Origin of the sequence: Coprococcus sp. TF11-13 (genome assembly GCF_003481085.1) — a bacterium.
Taxonomy (GTDB): domain Bacteria; phylum Bacillota; class Clostridia; order Lachnospirales; family Lachnospiraceae; genus Coprococcus; species Coprococcus aceti.
Genome location: NZ_QUKK01000001.1, coordinates 617536 through 637691, shown reverse-complemented (window position 1 = coordinate 637691; position 20156 = coordinate 617536). Strand labels below are relative to the sequence as shown.

The window sequence follows — 20156 nt, the reverse complement described above, 5'->3', positions numbered from 1 at the left end:
GTCCTCCACCTAAAAACAAGGACCATTGCCACTTTTTAGGCAACAGCCCCTGATATCTTATCCTATTCTATCTTGCCAAAACCGCCTGTAAATCTGAATACAGCCCTGCCAATGATATCTTTCTTGTGTATATTGCCAACATCCTCCACACGGCTGTCACGGCTGTTGTTTCTGTTATCTCCCAGAACAAAGTACTCGTCATCACCCAGTGTGATCTCCTCGGCTGCAACTCCGCGCTTGTCGCTGGCTATAGCCTCTCTGCCATACACATCGCCCTCCAGAGGCTCGTCATTTATATAGATAACACCATCTTCGTCTATATACACTGTCTCACCCGGAAGTCCGATTATACGCTTGATGAAGAAGGTCTCATCATCGTCTCCATACGGGAATACAACCACATCAAATCTCTTCGGCGAGCCAAATTCATACTCAAGCTTGTCAATCCATAATGTATCTCCGCTGTGAAGAGTATTGCTCATGGACTCTCCACTGACCTCTGTTCGCTGTCCGACAAATGTGAGCACAGCCCAGCATATGCCAATTACTATTATTATATAAATACACAGAAATATGAGATCCTTGACAATATTGACTTCCTTTTCGGCCTTTTCTTTCTTTTTTGCCTCTTTCTTCTCTTTCCTGAGTTGCTTCTTTAAAGCCTTCTCGTCGAGTTCTCCATCCTCATTGTACACTTCTTCAGAAGAGTCTGTATTAACCACTTCTGCAGTTTTATCTGAGCTCTCAGATTTAGCTGCTCCTGCAGCTTCTTCCGATGTCTTCTTCTGAGATGCTTCTTCCGATTTATCTGCTGTCTCCGCCTTTGCATCAGCCGAACTCTCAGCGACTGCTTTGTCCCAGGACCAGGAGGACTTCTCCTTATTTTCCTGCTCATCGTCGGCATTTTTCTTTTCAGCTTCCTTTGCTTCCTTCGCAGCCTTTTTTGCAGCCTTCTTCTGTTCTTTATCTATCGCTTTCTGACGCTTCTTCTCATATTTGGCGATCTCTTTGTCCCTTTCCTTCTTCGCAGGGTCATCCTCAAATATATCGTTTAACGCATCAGCAACATTCTTGTTTTCTTCACTCATCTAGTCTTCCTTCGGGGTCTCCAATGTAATACGCCCCAGCTTTCCCGATCTGAAATCATCGATCAGCAGAGCCGCAGCCTTGTCATAATCGAGCTCCCCGCCCTTCTTAATGCATTGTCTCTTCTCTGCGATACCTGTCAGCATCTGTACAGGATCATCAACACTTTCAATATTATACCTTTGAACAAGGGTATTACAATAGTTTGCCTGTAAAAATTTAATTAATTCAACCGCTATATCCGTTATGCTGAGTATCTCATCATTGATCGAACCTATGAACGCAAGTCTGAGACCAACGGCCTCATCATCGAATTTCGGCCATAAAATACCGGGAGTGTCCAGAAGCTCAATATTCTTTCCAAGTCTTATCCACTGCTTGCCTTTTGTGACACCAGGCTTATTTCCAACCTTGGTGCAGGCCTTTCTCGCATAGGAATTGATAAACGTGGATTTGCCGACATTCGGGATACCGACTATCATCGCCCTTATCGGACGGTTTATGATTCCCCTTTTTCTATCCCTCTCTATCTTCTCTTTGCAGGCCTCCTGCACGATATTGTTGATACTCTTCATCCCCATACCGTCACGGGCATTTATCTTTGCAACGGCAAAGTCTTTATTCTTATAATAGTTTTCCCACTTTGTTGTGACTGCATCATCCGCAAGATCTGATTTGTTGAGGAGTATGAGTCTGTATTTGTTCTTTGCAAGCTCGTCTATATCAGGATTCTTACTACTGAATGGGATTCTTGAATCCACCAGCTCTATGACGATATCTATAAGTTTTATATCCTCCTGCATCATTCGTCTTGCTTTTGTCATATGTCCGGGATACCACTGTATATTCATATCTCTACCTCTATTTTATCTTTACTCTGCCCAGCATCTCGCTCTTTTGCACATTGCCAGCCGCCTGAAATCTTGAATCCTGGCTGTTGTCCGGATTATCTCCGAGCAGGAAGTATTCATTCTCTCCAAGTGTGATCGCAGATTCCGCTATTCCGGCTGTTTTTATCTCACAGTCGACGGGATAATCTGCAAGCGGATTGCCATTTATATATACCTGACCATTCTGGATAAGCACAGTCTCACCCGGCAGGCCTACCACTCTCTTGATGGAATAGTATTTGTCCTGATTCTCAACTATACGATACGCTACCACATCGTATCTTTCCGGGGATGTCACCAGATAAACAGCCTTATTGACCAGATACGATTCTCCATCCGTCAGTGTCGGCTCCATGGATGGTCCTACCATATATACCGTCTGGAATCCAAATGCAACAAAACCATAACCAAGTATAGCCGCTGTCAGTATCGATATGAACCAGCCAAGTGCGCTCTTCATAGTCTTTTTCAATGATCTCTGTTGTCTTCTCTGACGCCTTTTTTCTCTCCTTATCCTTCGGAGTCTGTCATATCTCTCACTCATGAATTCTATCCTTCAATCATCAATATATTTGTTCAGTTCATTTCATCCATTCTAAAAATGGCTGGAGTAGAAATACTCCAGCCACTTTTACTTTCATGTTACAAGCTTTATTATTTAACAAGCTCCTTAACCTTTGCTGCCTTACCAATTCTTGAACGTAAGTAGTAAATCTTAGCTCTTCTAACTTTACCTTTTCTTACAACTTCAATCTTCTCAACGAAAGGTGAGTGTACAGGCCATGTCTTCTCAACACCGCATCCGCTAGAGATCTTTCTAACTGTGAATGTCTCTCTGTTGCTTCCGCCCTGTCTCTTTACTACAGTACCCTCGAAGATCTGGATTCTCTCCTTGTTACCCTCTTTGATTCTGTTGTGTACCTTAACAGTGTCTCCTACGTTGAACTCATCAACGCTCTCCTTCATCTGTGAAGCTTCAAGATTCTTAATGTAATCGTTCATTGTGTTCCTCCTTAATATTCTGATGTTCTTACTACCATATCCACCGGATATATGGGCACAGAGGACCATCACTCTTTTCACAACTCATTTAATATAACATACTGAAATTGTAGATGCAAGAAGAATTTTCGGATTTTATCCGTTTTTTAGCAAACAGGGCATATAGATTGATTTCTATATGCCCTGTTGCATTAAATATCTTGTTCGACTTAATTCAGTCAAGTGGAGCAGACGCATTAGAAGGCGAACTTCGTTCGCAGGCGTCTGCGTGCTTCATAACTTGTCGTCAAGCGTAGCTTGATGACCTACGCGCACATCAGTGCGCTTCCTCTGAAGGATTCCTCCCACCTACGGCGGGCCCCTCCTTATGAAAAATAGTGGAGCTGGCGGGAGTCGAACCCGCGTCCAAAAGCTCATTCACTACAGTTTCTTCCATCACAGTCAGTGCTTTAACATTTCCTCAGCCTATCGCCCACTAACATGCTATAGACCTTAGTAGCTTCATGGATTTTCCTACATCGCAAAGCTTAGATGCAGGAGTTTGCCGAAAATCGACGCCATTCCTAAAGGCTCGGCGTTCCTAAAGGATGACGACTGCCCTTAGGCAGCGTATGCTAAATTATCGTTAGCGTTTATTTTTTTCCAGCTTTTAGCGTGGCTCTGGTCCACGGATGGCTTCCATAGCTTCAAAACCCCTGTCGAAACCAGTCAACCCCTGATCATAGATCAGTGATAACCGATCATATATAATATATGCAGCAAATATCACAATGATACCTGCGCCTATATATCTTAATTTATCAGATGCTGTTACTCAGCGTCAGCAGTTGTATCTTCCGCTGCATCTGTCGCCTCTGCTGTATCTTCTGCAGCTTCAGTTGTATCTGCTGTGTCCTCAGCATCTGAGGCTGTGGCAGAAAACAGAGTGTCATAACCGCTGTCCTTCCAAGTCTTATCAACATATTCTGATAAGCTTGAAGCATCAACGTACTTAGGTATCGCCTTATATATCTTCACACCCGCAACACTTCCAACTATAGCAGCGATAACAACAATCGTAACTGTTATAGCTGTTATCTTCTTGATCTTCTGCTTCCTGAGAATCTCCTTGCGGTGCTTTTTCTCATATTTCTTCTTATCTACTTTACTCTGACTCATAACGCCCTTCTCCAGACTATCGTTTATTTGATTCCGATACACACATTATATCTGAACCAGCTTATCTTCTTCAACACCCTGCTAGTATAACACATGCTGTATCATATTTCCAATAATAAGTTTGATTTCACAGAAATTCCACAAACGCTCACGATCAGAAGTCCTTGCTCCTACTCTTGAGATCTCTCTCCATCTCGCGCTTCATATCCTTCTTGGCGATATCCTCACGTTTGTCGTAGAGCTTCTTACCTCTTGCCAGACCTATCTCCATCTTGACAAGTCCATCTCTGATATATACCTTGAGCGGCATAATGGTATAACCCTTCACCTTCTGCTGTCCGATGAGCTTGTTGATCTCGTACCTGTGGAGCAGCAACTTTCTCGTCCTGAGCGGATCTTTATTGAATATATTCCCCCTCTCATATGGGTTGATATTCATTCTGTACACATACACCTCGCCGTGGTCTATTCCGACAAATGCTTCCTTGATACTGCAGTGTCCCTGTCTTATGGACTTTACCTCGGTTCCCACAAGCTCTATTCCGGCCTCAAACTTCTCTTCTATAAAATACTCGTGATATGCCTTTTTGTTATTTGCGATGAGAGTGTTTCCTCTTTCCTTTGACAAATGTATCCTCTCCTTTATATACAATACTGAAATCTATCGACTTCGTCATCTTGTCTGTATTCTTCACCTTTATCTGTATAGGATCACCGATGGCATATTGTTTGCCCGTGTCCTCACCTATCATAGCATAATCTTCCTGAGAAAAATAGTAATAATCGTCGAGCATATCTGCCACGTTCACAAAGCCTTCCACCGTATTCGGCAGTTCCACGAACATTCCCCGGTTTGTAACTCCCGAGACAAATCCGTCATAGACCTCGCCAATGTGAGCTGACATATATTCCACCTTCTTGAGCTTCTCCACATCACGCTCAGCTTCCTCAGCTCTTCTCTCCTTGCGCGAATTGTCATCAGCCACCCTGTCAAGTATCATGCTATAATGTTCTATTCTCCTCGAGTCAAGTCTGCCATGTATATTTTCCTTTATTATACGATGTATCTGCAGATCTGGATATCTCCTTATAGGAGAAGTGAAATGACAGTAATACTTACACGAAAGTCCAAAATGTCCTGTGCACTCCGTTGAATACTTCGCCTGTTTCATGGTCCTCAGCGCCATCCTACTCACAAGATTCTCATAAGGCTCACCCTTTATCCTGTCAAGCAGCTTCTGGAATTCTTTCGGATGTATATTCTCCTTTGATGCCTTAAAGTACATTCCAAAATTACTTATAAGGAGCGCCAGCTGCTCAACCCTGTCTGCATCAGGTGTCTCATGCACTCGATACTCAAATGGTATATCCTGCCAGAAATAATCCTCAGCAATCGTCTCATTTGCAGCAAGCATAAAATCTTCAATGATCTCATTGGATCTGCGTCTCTCATATACACCTATTGATACAACTTTGCCGTCGGAGTCTATCTTGATCTTCGATTCGTCAAAATCAAAATCTATTGAGCCTCGTTTTCTTCTGTTCGCTCTGAGAAGATCCGACACATGAAGCATCATCTCGAACATGGGCACAAGCTCCTCATATTTTCTGGTCTCCCCTGGATCGTGATCCTCGACAATTGCAGACACACTTGTATATGACATTCTACGGTCCACATTGATCACAGTCTCACATATCTTATGTCCTACTATGTGGCCCTTCTGATCTATGTCCATAAGGCAGCTAAGTGCAAGTCTGTCCTGTCCTTCATTCAGCGAGCAGATACCATTTGACAGCTTGTGTGGAAGCATAGGTATTACCCTGTCCACGAGATAACAGCTTGTACCTCTGTTAAGTGCCTCTTTATCCAGAGGGGAATTCTCCTTTACATAGTGGGTCACGTCAGCTATGTGCACACCAAGCTTGTACATTCCGTCCGCCTCATAGAGTGTTATGGCATCGTCCAGGTCTTTTGCATCCTCGCCATCTATCGTCACTGTCTGAAGATGTCGGAGATCCGTTCTGCCTGCCATCTCCGATGCGCTGACAAAATCAGGGATCTGTGAGAGGCTGTCCATGACCTCGTCAGGAAAATCGACTGGAATGTCCAGAGCTCTGACCACAGACAGCACGTCACTCTCCGGATCATTTATATGTCCAAGTATCTCTATAATCTTTCCCTCCGGAGACTTCACTTTGTCTCCATAACTGATGATCTCCGCCACAACCTTATGTCCAGCCATGGCGCCCATGGAATTTGCCTTGGATATAAATATATCTCCATCTATTTTCAGATTGTCAGGTATGACAAATCCAAAGTTCTTATTCTTCTGATAGACTCCGACAACCTTCTTTAGTCCACGCTCAAGTATCTTTATAACCGATGCTTCCTGCTTCATTCCCTTCGGTCTGTCCTCCGCACGTATGAGGACTGTATCACCGTGGAACGCTCCCATGGTATTCTTCTCAGGGACAAAGAAATCCTCCTTCATGCCCTCAACGCGGACAAATCCAAAACCTCTCTGATTGCCGATAAATGTTCCCTTGTATGTTCCTTCTCCGACCTTCTGATATCGTCCTTTTGCCGATCTGATGATCAGTCCCTCCTCTGTGAGGTCATTCAGTATATCGAGAAATGTCTGTCTCTCATCTCCCGGGACCTGAAGGAATGTACACATCTCCTTGAACTTCATAGGCGGATAATCATCATCGCATATAAATTCATATACCGTCTGTTTTCTTCTGTTGTATAACTCCAAATCCTTATTATCCATAACAAACCCTTTCTATATACATTATGCCCGCATCCCTACCGCACAAATACATTGCATAATGAGCAAAAAAATGCTTACATATATCAGTTAATATATGTAAGCATCAGAAATCATTATTAGTTGAAAAGCTTTGAGTCAAGCAGTAATGCAAGTACAAAGAAGAGAACTGTGAGAACTGCTGTTATCTTCTTAAGTATCTCCTGCTTTGAGCTTCCCTTATTCTTGCTCCAGTAGGAATTGTCAAATCCGCCGCCTGCTCCTGATATGGAACTTGTAAGGCTCGCATCCTTTCCTTCCTGTGAAAGAACCACTATTGCTAATACTATACATACTATAACATAAATTACCATTAATATTGTCTTCAGCATCTTAACACCTCCGTTTCCGAAAAAATGGTGTGTGTATAATTTTAACACCAACTTGAAACATAATAACACAACAAAATAATATATTCAATAACTATTTTCTTCGTTTTCTGTAAAACTCCGCAAATACCAGCATTGCGATACCTATTATCGAACAGGCAATACCTACGCCTGCATATTTCACATGGAATTTCATCTCAACAACATTATCACCCTCAACAAGACTTATAGAATACAGGCTGTCTACCACCTTATCCGGCTGTACCTTCTGGCCGTTAACTTTGACTGTCCAACCATCACAGTAAGGAATAGATGTGAATAAACTCTGTCCTTCCTTGGCATTTACAACAAATTCTGCGCTGCCATTTTCTATATCCATCACATCAGGGGTATGTTTCTCAAGCTCCTCTGCTATGCTTTTCAGCAAATCCAGATCAAGAACATAAAACTGCTCTGCTCCATCATCCAGATCTAGCTTCATCTTTGAGTGAAGCACAACCTTGTAGTAATCACGATCCTCATTTACAGGAATATTGAACACTGACGGCGAAAGCCATCTGGCATATCTGGTCCTGTATATTCCATTGACATTCAGCTTTGCGTTAAACAGACTGTTCCATGGGATATTGCCATAAGCGATGTAATTGCCTTCCGGGATCTCCATCTTGTATACACGCTTCTTCGCTTTACTTACAACCGTCTCGTACTTTAAAGGCTTATAGATCTCAACCTTTCTGCCGAGCAGCTCGCTGTAGAGCTCATTTTGATATTCAAACGGATTGCCGTTATATTTTGCCGCTGTATATTTGCCTGAATCATATACAAATGCCATAGGCAGGCTGTATGGGTTCTCGTATACATCGGCTCCATTTGCATTGTCTGCAATATCCTCTACTTTATTCATGCCCTCCAGAGCATAATCAGATACGATGTATCTGACTCCCAGCAGTGAATCAGTTCCAAGCACCGGCATGTTGACAACACTTAGGTTATCGCCTTCGCTCCTGTATCCCGTGTCCACAAGGAAGTTCAACACTGTGCTGTCAGCGGTCGACACATACGATCCTATCGCCCAATACCCATAACCAAACGACTCGTCATAATTTGCTCTGACATTGTTCTTATATTTAAAATTATCATCCGTATCTTTGCCATTATTGTTTTTCTTTTTTTCGAGTGATCTTGTCGCCCTTGATCTGGTCTGGCTGATCCTGTATGTATCGGAATCATATTCTTTCAGATCATTTATAAGGCCTTCCATAGCCGTCTCATACTCAACAAAACTCTCACCGTTGTCGATATGGATATTGTCCATTTGCAACATCACGCTGTATCCTGTCTCAACAGTCAGCACTGCACACAGAATGACCGTAAATATAATTCCTAACACTCTTCCGGCTCCTACGTTTTTCGAAAGCCTGCTTACGAGTGCTATCAAAACGGCTACCCCTACAATTAGCGCAGCGGTCAGCCATACAAGTTTGTTATCCTGGACTCCATGCAGATAGTTTACACCAAGCATAGCCGCACTAAATATCGCACTTGCAATGATAACCCGCCATTTTACAGCATTCAGATCCTCCGAGAGGAAAAATTCAGCGGCAAAGAATAATATGCAGAATATTCCAACATGTGAATATCTGTACCAATATGATCCAACCTCTTTGAACAGAGAAAATGCCATGCACAATGGATTCCAGTAAAACATGAGCAGCATTACCACAAGCGTGACAAATGCCAATATCTTCTGCTTTACATTGTGTTTCTTACCGATGAAGATTCCAATAAATCCTATCAGCGCCAGACATCCGCAGTACAGAGACACGCTTCCCTTCTGACTCTGTGCGCCAAGCGAATATCCGTCTATCACAGATGAAACATCACCGATAAATGACATGTCGAGCAGAGAGCCGAAATCAAGACTTCCTCTTACACTATAACGCATCGCACCTATCGTCGGAAGGAACAACACCCCACTGATCAGAACTCCCGCCAGCATTGAATATATAAACCGTCCAAGTTTTCCGGCAAAATCCTTTATGACAGTCTTCTCAGCCTTAGTATCCCCACTGTACAATCTTGAATATGCAAATTCAAACAAAAACCAGAAACAGGCAAATACACAGTTGATTCCGCCCATATACCAGTTGAACAGAACTGCCAATGCAACTGATACGGAAAGCATAACAGGCCTGCCACCGTTAACCACTCTGTACACGCCCAGCATTATGAGCGGTAACATATAGAAGCCGTCAAGCCACATTATATTACATGCCTGGGCGATTCCATACTGACTCACTGCATAGCTCACCGCCAGAAAAATGATAAGTGCCTGCTTTTTCACAGAACCATCATTCCACTCTTCAAATCTCCTGTTGAGATAAAATGCAAATGTCGCCGCCGCACAGGCAAGCTTTAACGTTATGATCACATGTACGAACAATACAAGCTGGGATTTGTCGAATAACAACAGCAATAAATTGAACGGGCTGGAAAGATAATAACTGAATACTCCTATGCAGGCCCCTCCTATAGATTTGCTGAAAGAATAATCTATATTATTTTTGCCGTCAAATACATCCTTCAGATATGCCAGAAAATCAAGATACTGAAAATCAGCATCCTTGGATGCGAGTGAGTGTACTCCGAACGGCACATACTTTTTTATATAAAACAGAAGCCACAGCAGGCAGAATGTGATAATGCCCGCTGTAAGCATCTGAATAACGAGCTGTTTTCTCTGTTCTTTCTCCATCGTATTCTTCTCCAGATTATTTAGTTTTAATATAATACTACACAATCTGTGAAAATACTATATAGATATAGATTAAAAATTTTTAATGAAAGAATTTCTAACTTTTACATACTGATTTATAACATATATCTACTTCGTATATCGAAACCATGATTCAGCGGTCCACTGCCCGATCCCAGATCCAGCATGGCCGCCAGGGCACCGGATATATATTGTTTGGCCATTCTGACTGAATCACTTACATCATATTCCTTTGCGAGATTTGAAGCGATCGCACTTGAAAGCGTACATCCTGTGCCATGTGTATTCGGATTATCAATACGCTCACCCGAAAACCAGGTGATATTCTCTCCGTCAAAAAGCATATCATTTGCATCATTTATGCTGTGTCCACCCTTTACAAGGACAGCGCAGCCATACTTTCCGTATATACATCTGGCGGCATTCTCCATATCAGCTACGCTCTTCACCGATATACCAGTGAGCGCCTCAGTCTCAGGTATGTTTGGCGTTATGAGCTTTGCAAGTGGGAACAGTTTACCAGTCATGACCTCCACCGCATCATCGCTTATAAGCTTAGCACCACTGGCCGCCACCATCACAGGGTCAAGCACGACATTCTCCGCATTGTATCTGGCAAGTCTGTCAGCTATCACATCAATAAGTTCAGGAACAGATACCATTCCTATCTTGACCGCTTTCGGCCGTATATCGGTAAACACCGCATCTATCTGGGCGCCAAGTACATCAGGGATAACGTTCATGATAGCAGTCACTCCTGTGGTATTCTGAGCCGTGAGGGCTGTGATCGCACTCATACCAAATACGCCATTTGCCTGCATGGTCTTGAGATCCGCCTGCACACCTGCGCCACCTGAGGAATCGCTTCCGGCTATGGTGAGGACAGGCACAAGACGGCTTCTGTCAGAATTTATACTGCACAGCATGTCATCCATACTCTTAAAATAATGATCACAATGTGCTATAAGATCTCCCTGTCTGTCCCTGCTGGATTCGTCATAGAGACCGACCACAACAAATCCTCCGTTCTGTGCTGTCTCCGCCGCATGATATGCGTCCTCGAATACAAATGTATCCGAAGCCGGAGTTCCCATAAACTCAGCTGCCATCTCGTATATCTTTGGAGAAGCTGCCTTGCCAACCCCCACCTCAGAACATGTAAATATCCTGTCAACATACTTCATAAGTCCCGTCCGCACAAGTGCTGCCTCAACATGGCATCTGTCTGTGGATGTTGCAACAGTGACCGGGATATCATATCTCTTTAAGAACCTCAGCAGTTCAGGCACACCTGACTTCGGTTCAACTTTATTTGCATAGAAATCGCGCACTGTCTCATTGATACCGTCTATGATCTTCTCCGCACTGAGCTTCAGGCCATAGTGTTCCTGCATATACTCCGCACCCTTCATCATGGTCATGGTGAAAAGCACCTTCTCAAGATCAGGTTCTGCCTGTATCCCCTGCCCCGCCAGATACATCTCTCCGGCATGATCCCACATAGGCATAGAGTCAAGCAGAACCCCATCCATATCAAATATCGCACCTTTTATATCACTGATAACTATTTTTTTCATATACACCTCTATATCATATATTTAGTCAGTCATCAAGCATATTCTCTACAGAAAACTTGAGCTCCTCTGTGGCCTTCTGTATGTCCTTCTGTCCGAATATAGCACTTATAACTGCCACACCGCATATTCCGGAGCCCGCAAGCTCGGCCACATTATCCTTTGTTATGCCGCCTATGGCAATGACCGGTATGGACACCGCCTCACAAATGGCCTTAAGGGTTTCATGGCTCACATCGTCCGCGTCATCCTTTGAACCTGTTGTAAACACTGCTCCTACACCAAGATAATCTGCGCCGTGCTTTTCCGCTATAATCGCCTGCTCGACAGTCTGTGCAGACACTCCAAGTATCTTGTCAGGGCCGAGTATCTTTCTGACGTCCATGGCCTCCATATCACTCTGTCCCACGTGTACACCGTCAGCATCTATATCTTTTGCTATGCTGACCTCGTCATTGATGACAAATGGAACTCCATATTCCTTACAAAGCTTCTGTATCTCCTTCGCCTCAGCGAGGAAGTCTTCTCTGTCGAGATTCTTCTCCCTGAGCTGTACAAATGTTGCACCGCCGTCAAGTGCCTTCTTTACCTGATCATACAGAGTCTCTTCACCAAGCCAGTGTCTGTCAGTTACTGCGTAGAGCAAGAGCTCTTTCTCACTGCAATTTATCATACTATCCGTCCTTCCTATATGTTTCGATCCCGATCTGATGCAGATCCAGGCAATTATTAGACTTCCGTCAATTATCTGATTTCAAACTTTGCTCCCTGTTCAAGTGTATCCCCGTCCATATTGTATATGGCATCGATTATCCTGTTCCTGTATGTTGAATTACCCTCAAAAGCCTGCAGATGGGAATAACCGATCTCCCCAGCAAGTCCCATGACCATGACAGCCGCTGCAGCAGCCTCAAGCTTGTTGTCCTGATTTGCCACAACATATGCTGTCATCATTCCTGAGAGCTGGCAGCCTGTTCCAGTGATCTTACCCATCTCAGGACGGCCGTTTCTGATTACATAACATTTCTCGCTGTCCGCAACAAGGTCTATCGCGCCTGTTACAGCTATGATAGATCCCGTTTCAGCAGATAGCTTCTTGACAAATGCCACTGCATTATCAAGCGTATCCTCCGTAACCGCATCTGCCACATCGGCATCAACACCCTTTGTGCTGCCGGAACCATATGCCAGAGTTTTGATCTCAGAGATATTTCCCCTTATAACATCAAATCTAATCTCCTTCATAAGTCCAACAGCCGTATCAGTTCTGAGCTTACTTGCTCCTGCTCCAACAGGATCGAGAAGTACAACATGTCCAAGTTCATTTGCCTTCTTCCCTGCCAGGTACATCGATGGAATAGTGTTCTTGTTAAGTGTTCCTATGTTGATATTCAGACCACCACATATACTTGTAATATCCTCCACGTCACCCTCATCATCCGACATGATAGGACTTCCACCGCACGCCAGAATGACATTTGCCACATCATTTACAGTTACATAGTTTGTTATATTGTGTACCAGAGGTACATTCTTTCTCACATTTTCAAGGCACTCTTTTATCATGTTTTTCTGTCTCCTTTATATATACTCTGTTGTTTATCTGCTAATCTTTTTTGACGAAAAGCGGCCATACCATAAGGCACAGCCGCTTTTCTTATGCTGTATGTATCCCTACGCCGGCGCTGATCCAGGTCAGACCTGATCTACTCCTGGGCAGGAGGTACATCAGATGTACAATGCATACACTTTGTTGCTTTGATATCTATCTCACCCATACAGTATGGGCACTTTCTTGTGAGAGGAGCTGCCTCCTCTTTCTTCTTACCAAGATCCATAATCGCATTGATCCCCTTCATGATGACAAATATAACAAATGCCATGATTATGAAGTTGATAACTGCTGAAATAAACGCTCCATACTCGATATACTGTCCTGTATGGAATATCTGAAAATGTCCACCAATCTCTGCTCCACCGATACTGTTGATTATTGGTGTGATGAAACAGTCTGTAAAAGATGTAACCAATGACTGGAACGCTCCACCAATGATAACACCGATTGCAAGACTCATCACATTTCCCTTAAGGGCAAACTCCTTAAACTCTTCCAAAAACTTCTTCATCTGTATTCTCCAAACCCAACGCGGCACCGTAATATAGTTCTCTACATTGCGGTGCCGCATCATTTATTATTCTTCTGTATTACTTTCTTACAATAAGTGACTTGCCTGTCATCTCCTTAGGCTGAGGAAGTCCCATAACCTCAAGAAGTGTAGGTGCGATATCTGCAAGACATCCGCCCTCACGAAGCTCTACATCTTCACCATAGTTGTAAAGGATAAATGGTACAGGGTTAGTTGTATGAGCTGTATGTGGAGCACCGGTCTCATAGTTGATCATCTGCTCTGCGTTACCATGATCAGCACAGATAAAGAGAACACCATCAACCTTATCAATTGCCTCTACAGCAGCGCCAACGCACTTGTCAACTGTCTCTACAGCCTGGATAGCTGCTGGGATAATACCTGTATGACCAACCATATCAGGGTTTGCAAAGTTGATGATGATCACATCATACTCGCCACCAAGGATAGCTGCATTGAGCTTCTCGCTTACCTCTGGAGCACTCATCTCAGGCTGAAGATCATATGTTGCTACAGCAGGTGACTTTACAAGGATTCTGTCCTCATTCTTGTTAGGCTCCTCAACACCGCCGTTAAAGAAGAAGGTTACATGAGCATACTTCTCTGTCTCAGCAAGTCTGAGCTGCTTGAGACCCTTAGCTGCAAGGTACTCACCGAATGTGTTGTCAATCTCTTCCTTCTTGAATGCTACAAGCTTGTTAGGTATTGACTCGTCGTAGTCCTTGAAACATACATATGTGAGTGGCATGCGGCCATTTGCTCTCTCAAATCCATCAAAATCATCACAGCAGAATGCTCTGGTGATCTCGCGGGCTCTGTCTGGTCTGAAGTTAAAGAATATAACTGAATCATTTGGCTTAACAAGTGATACAGGCTTACCATTCTCTGTGATTACTGTAGGAAGAACGAACTCATCATATACTTCCTTGTCATATGACTCCTGCATAGCTGCAACCGGGTCCTCAGCCTGAACGCCCTCACCTGTCACAAGTGACTTGTATGCAAGCTCTACTCTGTCCCATCTGTTATCTCTGTCCATTGCGTAGTAACGGCCTGACATAGATGCAACCTTACCTACACCAATCTCCTTCATCTTTGCGATAAGCTCCTCAAGGTATCCCTTACCTGATGCAGGCGGTGTATCTCTTCCGTCGAAGAATGGATGAACGTATACGTTCTCAAAGTTCTGCTTCTTGCAGAGCTCAAGGATCGCATAGAGGTGTGTATTGTGGCTGTGAACACCACCATCTGAGAGAAGTCCCCAGAGATGAAGATCTGAATTGTTCTTCTTGCAGTTTTCTATTGCAGCAAGCATCTCCTCGTTCTCAAAAAAATCTCCATCAGCGATTGCCTTTGTGATTCTTGTAAGCTCCTGATATATGATACGGCCTGCGCCGATATTCATATGACCTACCTCTGAATTGCCCATCTGACCGTCTGGAAGTCCTACAGGAAGTCCTGAAGCTGCGCCCTGCACAAATGGTGCTGTAGCCATAAGTTTGTCCATAACAGGTGTCTTTGCAAGTGCTACTGCATTACCCTCTGTCTTGTCACTGAGACCATATCCGTCGAGGACCATTAAAACTACTGGTTTCTTACTCATAATTTTTCTCCTTTTTATTTATTCCGGCTAAATGCCTCTTAATCATAATTCACTCATTTGAGATTATACTTATATAATGCCTATTTTTCAAGTTCAAATCCAACTCAAATCACAGGTCAATATCCAGTTCAACCGGGCAGTGATCAGATCCCATGATATCAGTGTGTATCTTGGCATCGACAAGCTTGTCCTTCAAACTCTCAGATGTGAGAAAATAGTCGATACGCCAACCTGCATTCTTCTCCCTTGCCTTGAATCTGTACGACCACCATGAGTAGATATTTTCCTGATCCGGATAAAAATATCTGAATGTGTCGATGAAGCCATCATCTAGAAGCACCGTCATCTTCTCTCTTTCCTCATCAGTAAATCCCGCATTCTTCCTGTTTGTCTTTGGATTTTTCAGATCTATCTCATTGTGAGCCACGTTCATATCGCCGCACACTATAACAGGCTTATTCTCCTCAAGCTTTTTCAGATATGCTCTGAAATCATCCTCCCACTTCATCCGGTAATCAAGCCTTGCAAGCTCGTTCTGTGAATTTGGTGTATATACAGTCACCATGTAGAAGTTCTCATATTCAAGTGTTATGACACGCCCCTCATGGTCGTGTTCATCTATGCCTATACCTTTTGTTTCACTCAAAGGTTTCTCTTTTGTGAAAATAGCCGTACCTGAATATCCCTTCTTATCCGCATAGTTCCAATACTGATAATATCCTGGCATATCAAGTGTGAGCTGTCCCTCCTGCATCTTGGACTCCTGTATACAGAATATGTCTGCATCTATGCTGTTAAAAAAGTCCATGAAGCCTTTACCGGCGCATGCCCTTATTCCATTTACGTTCCATGAGATAAGTTTTTTCATAAATTTATATACCACTTTATCCTTTCATTATTATTCGGGAAAAATCATGTTTTATTTTATCATACAAACACCCATTCTGACTGTCAAATCATTAAAAAAATTCACCAAAATCCTGCTATGGCCACAATGAAAAAGGCAGCGACGATTCGCCGCTGCCTAAGGGTATATATTATTGTTTTTTAGGGGTCAAATTTAATTTTTTACAAATGATACATTTGATATAGAAACTGTATGTGCTCCAAGTGTGTATCCTTCAACATATCCCATTGAGAAGAATAATCCGGCACCTGTATCAACAGTGATACCATCTGTGAAAACTTCTTCCTTAGGTGTAATTGTGAGTGTTATATCTTTAGCCTCACCAGCTGTAAGAACTACATCTTCACCGCCATGCCATGCATATCCGGCTGAAGGAGTCATAACAGCAACCTTCACAACTCTATCAACATCAGAAAACAATGTACATTTAAGCGTATATGACTCGCCCTGCTCAAGAGACAATCCCATCTGCTTAAGCTGGATGTTCCAGTCTGCCTCACCCACGTTTGCAACACTGTATGTGATCTTTCCATCTCCAGTTTCAATTGTGGCATCTCCAGGAGCAGTCACTGCATTTTCCCAACCGGCAAGGCTACCATCCTCACCCATCTCAAATTCTGGGTTTGTGAGAAGATTCTTACCTACAGGCACATCTATCTCTGGAGCCGAAGTCTTTTCAAGGATAATGTTATCAATACATATTCTATGCTGATCTGTAATTGCCGAACCATTTTCTCCGCCTGCGCCAAGTGCAATATTGAAAATACTCTCTTCGTCTGTGTCACAGGCCATCTGGAATGTGTTTGAAACAGTCACATATTTCTGATCAGCCTGAACGTATGCATCAAGCTTTACTGTATCCTGAACATACGGTGTCCAGTCCTCTGCACCTGTACTATCCTTATGTGTACTTCCATCCCTCTGTATCGCATACTGAACAGTTCTCGACACAGAACTCTTTATATCAAATGAAAGCTTGTACCACTGTCCTTTCTCAAGCTTGATATTATTCTGCTTGAGCTGTATCTTCCAGTTCTGGTCACCTGAATTCTTTATTGTGAAGTCAGCAGCATTGTCCTCCTTCTGGCTGTCCACAACAGACTCTGCATCCGCACTGCTGTCTATATACACATCATATCCAGCAAAATCTGCTGAAAAGTTCCCATTGAGAAGAAGTGAATCCTGCATTATCTTCACATTGTCTAACAGAACTTCTCCGCTGTTACCAAAATCAATGCTGATTGAACTGTCAGTCACTTCTTCTCCGGTCTCAAACTTGTAAACATAATTCTTAATTCCTTTATCCAGAGTTACAGCAAACTTTGAATCTCCTGTAGTGATAATTATATTCTTTCCCTCAGTTGCAGTCTCAGCATCAAATTTAAGTACATACTTTGTATTTGGGGCATACGCAAGCTCATCCTGTGATAATACGAAGTTGCCATCTATACTCTCATCCAATGACTTGTATGAAAATTTTCTTCCGTCAGACAGACCTGTCACCTTATACTCAGCACCGCAATTGTTGCTGACTGTCCAATATCCAAGTCTTCCTGTTCCTTCCTGAAATTCTCCATTGTAAACTAGGTTTCCATCAGCGAGGATCGTCTTCTTGTCAACTATCTCAGTCTGATTTGTCTTTACCAGCTTTACATTTGCAATATGTACACCAGCCACGCTTCCCTGATTGCCGAAGTTGAATTCTATTCTTCCCTTGTCATCAGATGAATCAGTCATCGTATACTCATACTCAAATGTCTGTTTCTCTGTTGTCATATCAAATTTTGTATCCTTAAGATATCTTCCCCATGATCTGGTTGGCGCTGAGACATCAATTATGCCTGTTCTCGCCTCATCCGCCCACGCATCAAATGAAAGCTTGTATGTGGCACCTTTTTCTACAGGAATATCAGGCTGTACCAACTGTATGCTGTAATCAACCGTTCCTGCATCAATCGTATTTATGTTGATTGTATTGTTCTCGATGACCGCTGTTCCTTCGCCGCCATTCTGCGCCATAAAAATCCAGTTTTCTGCATCTCCCAGATCCTCGGTCTCACTAAAATCACCATTTATTACATAATTGCCATTTTCATCCGGATCACGAATTATAACTTCACGCTCTGGCTTTGTCACATTTTCGTCATAAGACTCCTTCTGGTATACTCTCACATAATCAACATATAAGCTCTCACTGTTAATATAATCTGCATCTGCATCCGGATTTCCTGGCCAATTGCCGCCAACTGCAAGATTGAGTATTACATAGAATGGCTGATCAAACGGTGCCGGATAAGTAACTGTACCTTTTCCGGCAGTTGTAGAATACCAGTCATTTTCCTCATGCATCTTAACTCCATCTACATACCACGTAATTTTTCCAGGCTCCCAGTCGCATGTAAATACATGATAGCTGTCCGCAAATGACTTTCCATTTGAAAGTGTATATTTTCCCTGTGACTCTGAATGCGGATTGCCATAGTGAATCGTTCCATAGGTTGTATATGTATTGTCTCCAAGAACCTCCATCACATCTATCTCACCACATCTAGGCCACTGTCCATACAGACTCTCATTTGTAGGCATCATCCATGCTGCAGGAAGATAGCCCTTACCTGTAGGAACCTTTGCTCTGAACTGTACTCTGCCATACTTGAAATCCTGCTTATTCTGTGTATTTACTCTTCCTGATGTATATGATATGGAACCATCCTCATTTACTTTTTTCTTTGAGCTTATAATAAGTGTGCCATTCTTGACTTTTATATTATCTTCAGAATCAACATATGACTGAAGCTCATTATTGACCCAGCCAGGCTCATGGAGTTCAACATTCCAAATATCACGGTTGAGCTCTGTTCCGTCAAATTCATCATGCCATAAAAGTTTATACCCCTGCGACTCGTATTTATTTTCTACAGTCACCTTCTTCTTTACAGTCACTTTACATGTTGCTTTCTTTCCTGAACCGTCAGCAGCTTTTGCTGTGATTGTAGCTGTACCTGGTGCTATAGCCTTCACAACGCCTTTTGCTGAAACCGTTGCAATCTTTTTATTGCTCGATGTCCAACTTAACGTCTTGTTGGTTGCCGATGCAGGAGCGACAGTAGCTGTAAGAGTTTTACTGCTTCCCTCTGTGATAGTGAGTGTTGCCGCTGAAAGCTTGATAGAAGTAACTGGCTGTTTTACTGTAATCTTACATCTTGCATATTTGCCACTTCCATCCATAGCCTTCGCAGTTATATATACTCTTCCAACCTTAACTGCTTTTACAACACCTTTCGAGGAAACTGTTGCTATTCTTTTATCTGATGATGACCACTGAATTCTCTTATATGTGGCATTCTTTGGAGCAATTGAAGCTTTTAACGTCCTGCTGGTTCCTTTAAACATGTTCACAGCCTTTGCAGACAATTTAACAGTCTTCGTAGGAACCCCAACATAAACATTAAACCTATACATTACCTTTGGGTTTGCAGCACTCTTCACTGCTACAACCGCTTTTCCTGATTTTACCGCTTTGACAACACCCTTGTTATCTACTGTAACTATCTTCTTATTTGATGATACATATGTTACTTTTTTGCTGATCTTACCTGTAACTACAACTCTAGGTTTCACCCGAAACTTTGTACCCTTTTTTAGTACAAGTTTATTTGTGACAAGATTTGTCACAGTTACAGACTTTACCGCAGCTTTTGATGTTCTAGCACTAACGTCTGATGGACACAGAGTGATCAGCATACAAACTACAAGTATCATAGCCACAAGCTGTTTTAACCTTCTCATAAAATACTCCTCTCCAAAAATAAAATAATAATATTTACGACGTCGCATCTTTATAAAGTATTTTGATAATAACATCTTATACATT

16 protein-coding genes and 1 other RNA gene are annotated in these 20156 nt (G+C 42.8%); all 17 read right to left on the bottom strand.

All coding sequences use genetic code 11. From position 1 onward, the window contains the following. Nucleotides 1-62 precede the first annotated feature (62 nt). Nucleotides 63-1088, bottom strand: coding sequence for a signal peptidase I (gene lepB, locus DXD11_RS14755; RefSeq protein ID WP_118757730.1), 1026 nt, complete (start codon nucleotides 1086-1088; stop codon nucleotides 63-65). Continuing rightward, entirely contained in the window at nucleotides 1089-1937 is an 849-nt protein-coding gene (gene ylqF, locus DXD11_RS02790) for a ribosome biogenesis GTPase YlqF (protein ID WP_015534986.1), read from the bottom strand. Between the two features lie 10 nt (nucleotides 1938-1947). Then, the gene (gene lepB / locus DXD11_RS02785; RefSeq protein ID WP_117548919.1) at nucleotides 1948-2520 is read right to left on the bottom strand and encodes a signal peptidase I; all 573 of its coding nucleotides are present in this window, start codon (nucleotides 2518-2520) and stop codon (nucleotides 1948-1950) included. Between the two features lie 110 nt (nucleotides 2521-2630). Beyond that, a complete protein-coding gene (gene rplS / locus DXD11_RS02780) occupies nucleotides 2631-2978 on the bottom strand; it encodes a 50S ribosomal protein L19 (protein WP_055272925.1) in 348 nt (115 codons plus the stop codon). Between the two features lie 375 nt (nucleotides 2979-3353). Continuing rightward, nucleotides 3354-3694, bottom strand: a transfer-messenger RNA (tmRNA) gene (gene ssrA, locus DXD11_RS02775). A 94-nt stretch (nucleotides 3695-3788) separates the two neighbouring features. After that, nucleotides 3789-4136 (bottom strand): hypothetical protein, encoded by a 348-nt coding sequence (locus DXD11_RS02770; protein ID WP_117548918.1) that lies wholly within the window; start codon nucleotides 4134-4136, stop codon nucleotides 3789-3791. A 154-nt stretch (nucleotides 4137-4290) separates the two neighbouring features. Continuing rightward, a complete protein-coding gene (gene smpB, locus DXD11_RS02765) occupies nucleotides 4291-4764 on the bottom strand; it encodes an SsrA-binding protein SmpB (RefSeq protein WP_022216414.1) in 474 nt (157 codons plus the stop codon). Further along, the gene (gene rnr / locus DXD11_RS02760; RefSeq protein ID WP_117548916.1) at nucleotides 4727-6910 is read right to left on the bottom strand and encodes a ribonuclease R; all 2184 of its coding nucleotides are present in this window, start codon (nucleotides 6908-6910) and stop codon (nucleotides 4727-4729) included. Before rnr ends, smpB begins: the two co-directional genes overlap by 38 nt. A gap of 116 nt (nucleotides 6911-7026) precedes the next feature. After that, nucleotides 7027-7278, bottom strand: coding sequence for a preprotein translocase subunit SecG (gene secG / locus DXD11_RS02755; protein WP_015534991.1), 252 nt, complete (start codon nucleotides 7276-7278; stop codon nucleotides 7027-7029). Nucleotides 7279-7369: 91 nt separating this feature from the next. Next, nucleotides 7370-10030, bottom strand: a complete 2661-nt coding sequence (locus DXD11_RS02750) for a YfhO family protein (RefSeq protein WP_118757729.1) — start codon at nucleotides 10028-10030, stop codon at nucleotides 7370-7372. Between the two features lie 116 nt (nucleotides 10031-10146). Further along, nucleotides 10147-11628, bottom strand: a complete 1482-nt coding sequence (gene thiD / locus DXD11_RS14750) for a bifunctional hydroxymethylpyrimidine kinase/phosphomethylpyrimidine kinase (protein WP_118757728.1) — start codon at nucleotides 11626-11628, stop codon at nucleotides 10147-10149. 25 nt (nucleotides 11629-11653) lie between these two features. Beyond that, nucleotides 11654-12298, bottom strand: a complete 645-nt coding sequence (thiE, locus tag DXD11_RS02740; RefSeq protein WP_330426600.1) for a thiamine phosphate synthase — start codon at nucleotides 12296-12298, stop codon at nucleotides 11654-11656. Between the two features lie 71 nt (nucleotides 12299-12369). Next, entirely contained in the window at nucleotides 12370-13191 is an 822-nt protein-coding gene (gene thiM, locus DXD11_RS02735) for a hydroxyethylthiazole kinase (protein ID WP_055272919.1), read from the bottom strand. 140 nt (nucleotides 13192-13331) lie between these two features. Continuing rightward, nucleotides 13332-13751, bottom strand: coding sequence for a large conductance mechanosensitive channel protein MscL (gene mscL / locus DXD11_RS02730; RefSeq protein ID WP_015534993.1), 420 nt, complete (start codon nucleotides 13749-13751; stop codon nucleotides 13332-13334). Between the two features lie 79 nt (nucleotides 13752-13830). Then, nucleotides 13831-15375 carry a 2,3-bisphosphoglycerate-independent phosphoglycerate mutase gene (gene gpmI / locus DXD11_RS02725; RefSeq protein WP_015534994.1) on the bottom strand — a complete coding sequence of 515 codons (1545 nt, stop codon included), beginning with the start codon at nucleotides 15373-15375 and terminating at the stop codon, nucleotides 13831-13833. A 109-nt stretch (nucleotides 15376-15484) separates the two neighbouring features. Beyond that, complete coding sequence (locus DXD11_RS02720) at nucleotides 15485-16243, bottom strand: exodeoxyribonuclease III (RefSeq protein WP_055144946.1); 759 nt, start codon at nucleotides 16241-16243, stop codon at nucleotides 15485-15487. A 192-nt stretch (nucleotides 16244-16435) separates the two neighbouring features. Further along, nucleotides 16436-20071 carry a carbohydrate binding domain-containing protein gene (locus DXD11_RS02715; RefSeq protein ID WP_158579417.1) on the bottom strand — a complete coding sequence of 1212 codons (3636 nt, stop codon included), beginning with the start codon at nucleotides 20069-20071 and terminating at the stop codon, nucleotides 16436-16438. Nucleotides 20072-20156: the final 85 nt, after the last annotated feature.

Coding starts and splice junctions, on each gene's coding strand:
- lepB (WP_118757730.1), bottom strand. CDS start 1,088: ATGAGTGAAGAAAACAAGAATGTTGCTGATGCGTTAAACGATATATTT.
- ylqF (WP_015534986.1), bottom strand. CDS start 1,937: ATGAATATACAGTGGTATCCCGGACATATGACAAAAGCAAGACGAATG.
- lepB (WP_117548919.1), bottom strand. CDS start 2,520: ATGAGTGAGAGATATGACAGACTCCGAAGGATAAGGAGAGAAAAAAGG.
- rplS (WP_055272925.1), bottom strand. CDS start 2,978: ATGAACGATTACATTAAGAATCTTGAAGCTTCACAGATGAAGGAGAGC.
- DXD11_RS02770 (WP_117548918.1), bottom strand. CDS start 4,136: ATGAGTCAGAGTAAAGTAGATAAGAAGAAATATGAGAAAAAGCACCGC.
- rnr (WP_117548916.1), bottom strand. CDS start 6,910: ATGGATAATAAGGATTTGGAGTTATACAACAGAAGAAAACAGACGGTA.
- secG (WP_015534991.1), bottom strand. CDS start 7,278: ATGCTGAAGACAATATTAATGGTAATTTATGTTATAGTATGTATAGTA.
- DXD11_RS02750 (WP_118757729.1), bottom strand. CDS start 10,030: ATGGAGAAAGAACAGAGAAAACAGCTCGTTATTCAGATGCTTACAGCG.
- thiD (WP_118757728.1), bottom strand. CDS start 11,628: ATGAAAAAAATAGTTATCAGTGATATAAAAGGTGCGATATTTGATATG.
- thiE (WP_330426600.1), bottom strand. CDS start 12,298: ATGATAAATTGCAGTGAGAAAGAGCTCTTGCTCTACGCAGTAACTGAC.
- thiM (WP_055272919.1), bottom strand. CDS start 13,191: ATGATAAAAGAGTGCCTTGAAAATGTGAGAAAGAATGTACCTCTGGTA.
- mscL (WP_015534993.1), bottom strand. CDS start 13,751: ATGAAGAAGTTTTTGGAAGAGTTTAAGGAGTTTGCCCTTAAGGGAAAT.
- gpmI (WP_015534994.1), bottom strand. CDS start 15,375: ATGAGTAAGAAACCAGTAGTTTTAATGGTCCTCGACGGATATGGTCTC.
- DXD11_RS02720 (WP_055144946.1), bottom strand. CDS start 16,243: ATGAAAAAACTTATCTCATGGAACGTAAATGGAATAAGGGCATGCGCC.
- DXD11_RS02715 (WP_158579417.1), bottom strand. CDS start 20,071: ATGAGAAGGTTAAAACAGCTTGTGGCTATGATACTTGTAGTTTGTATG.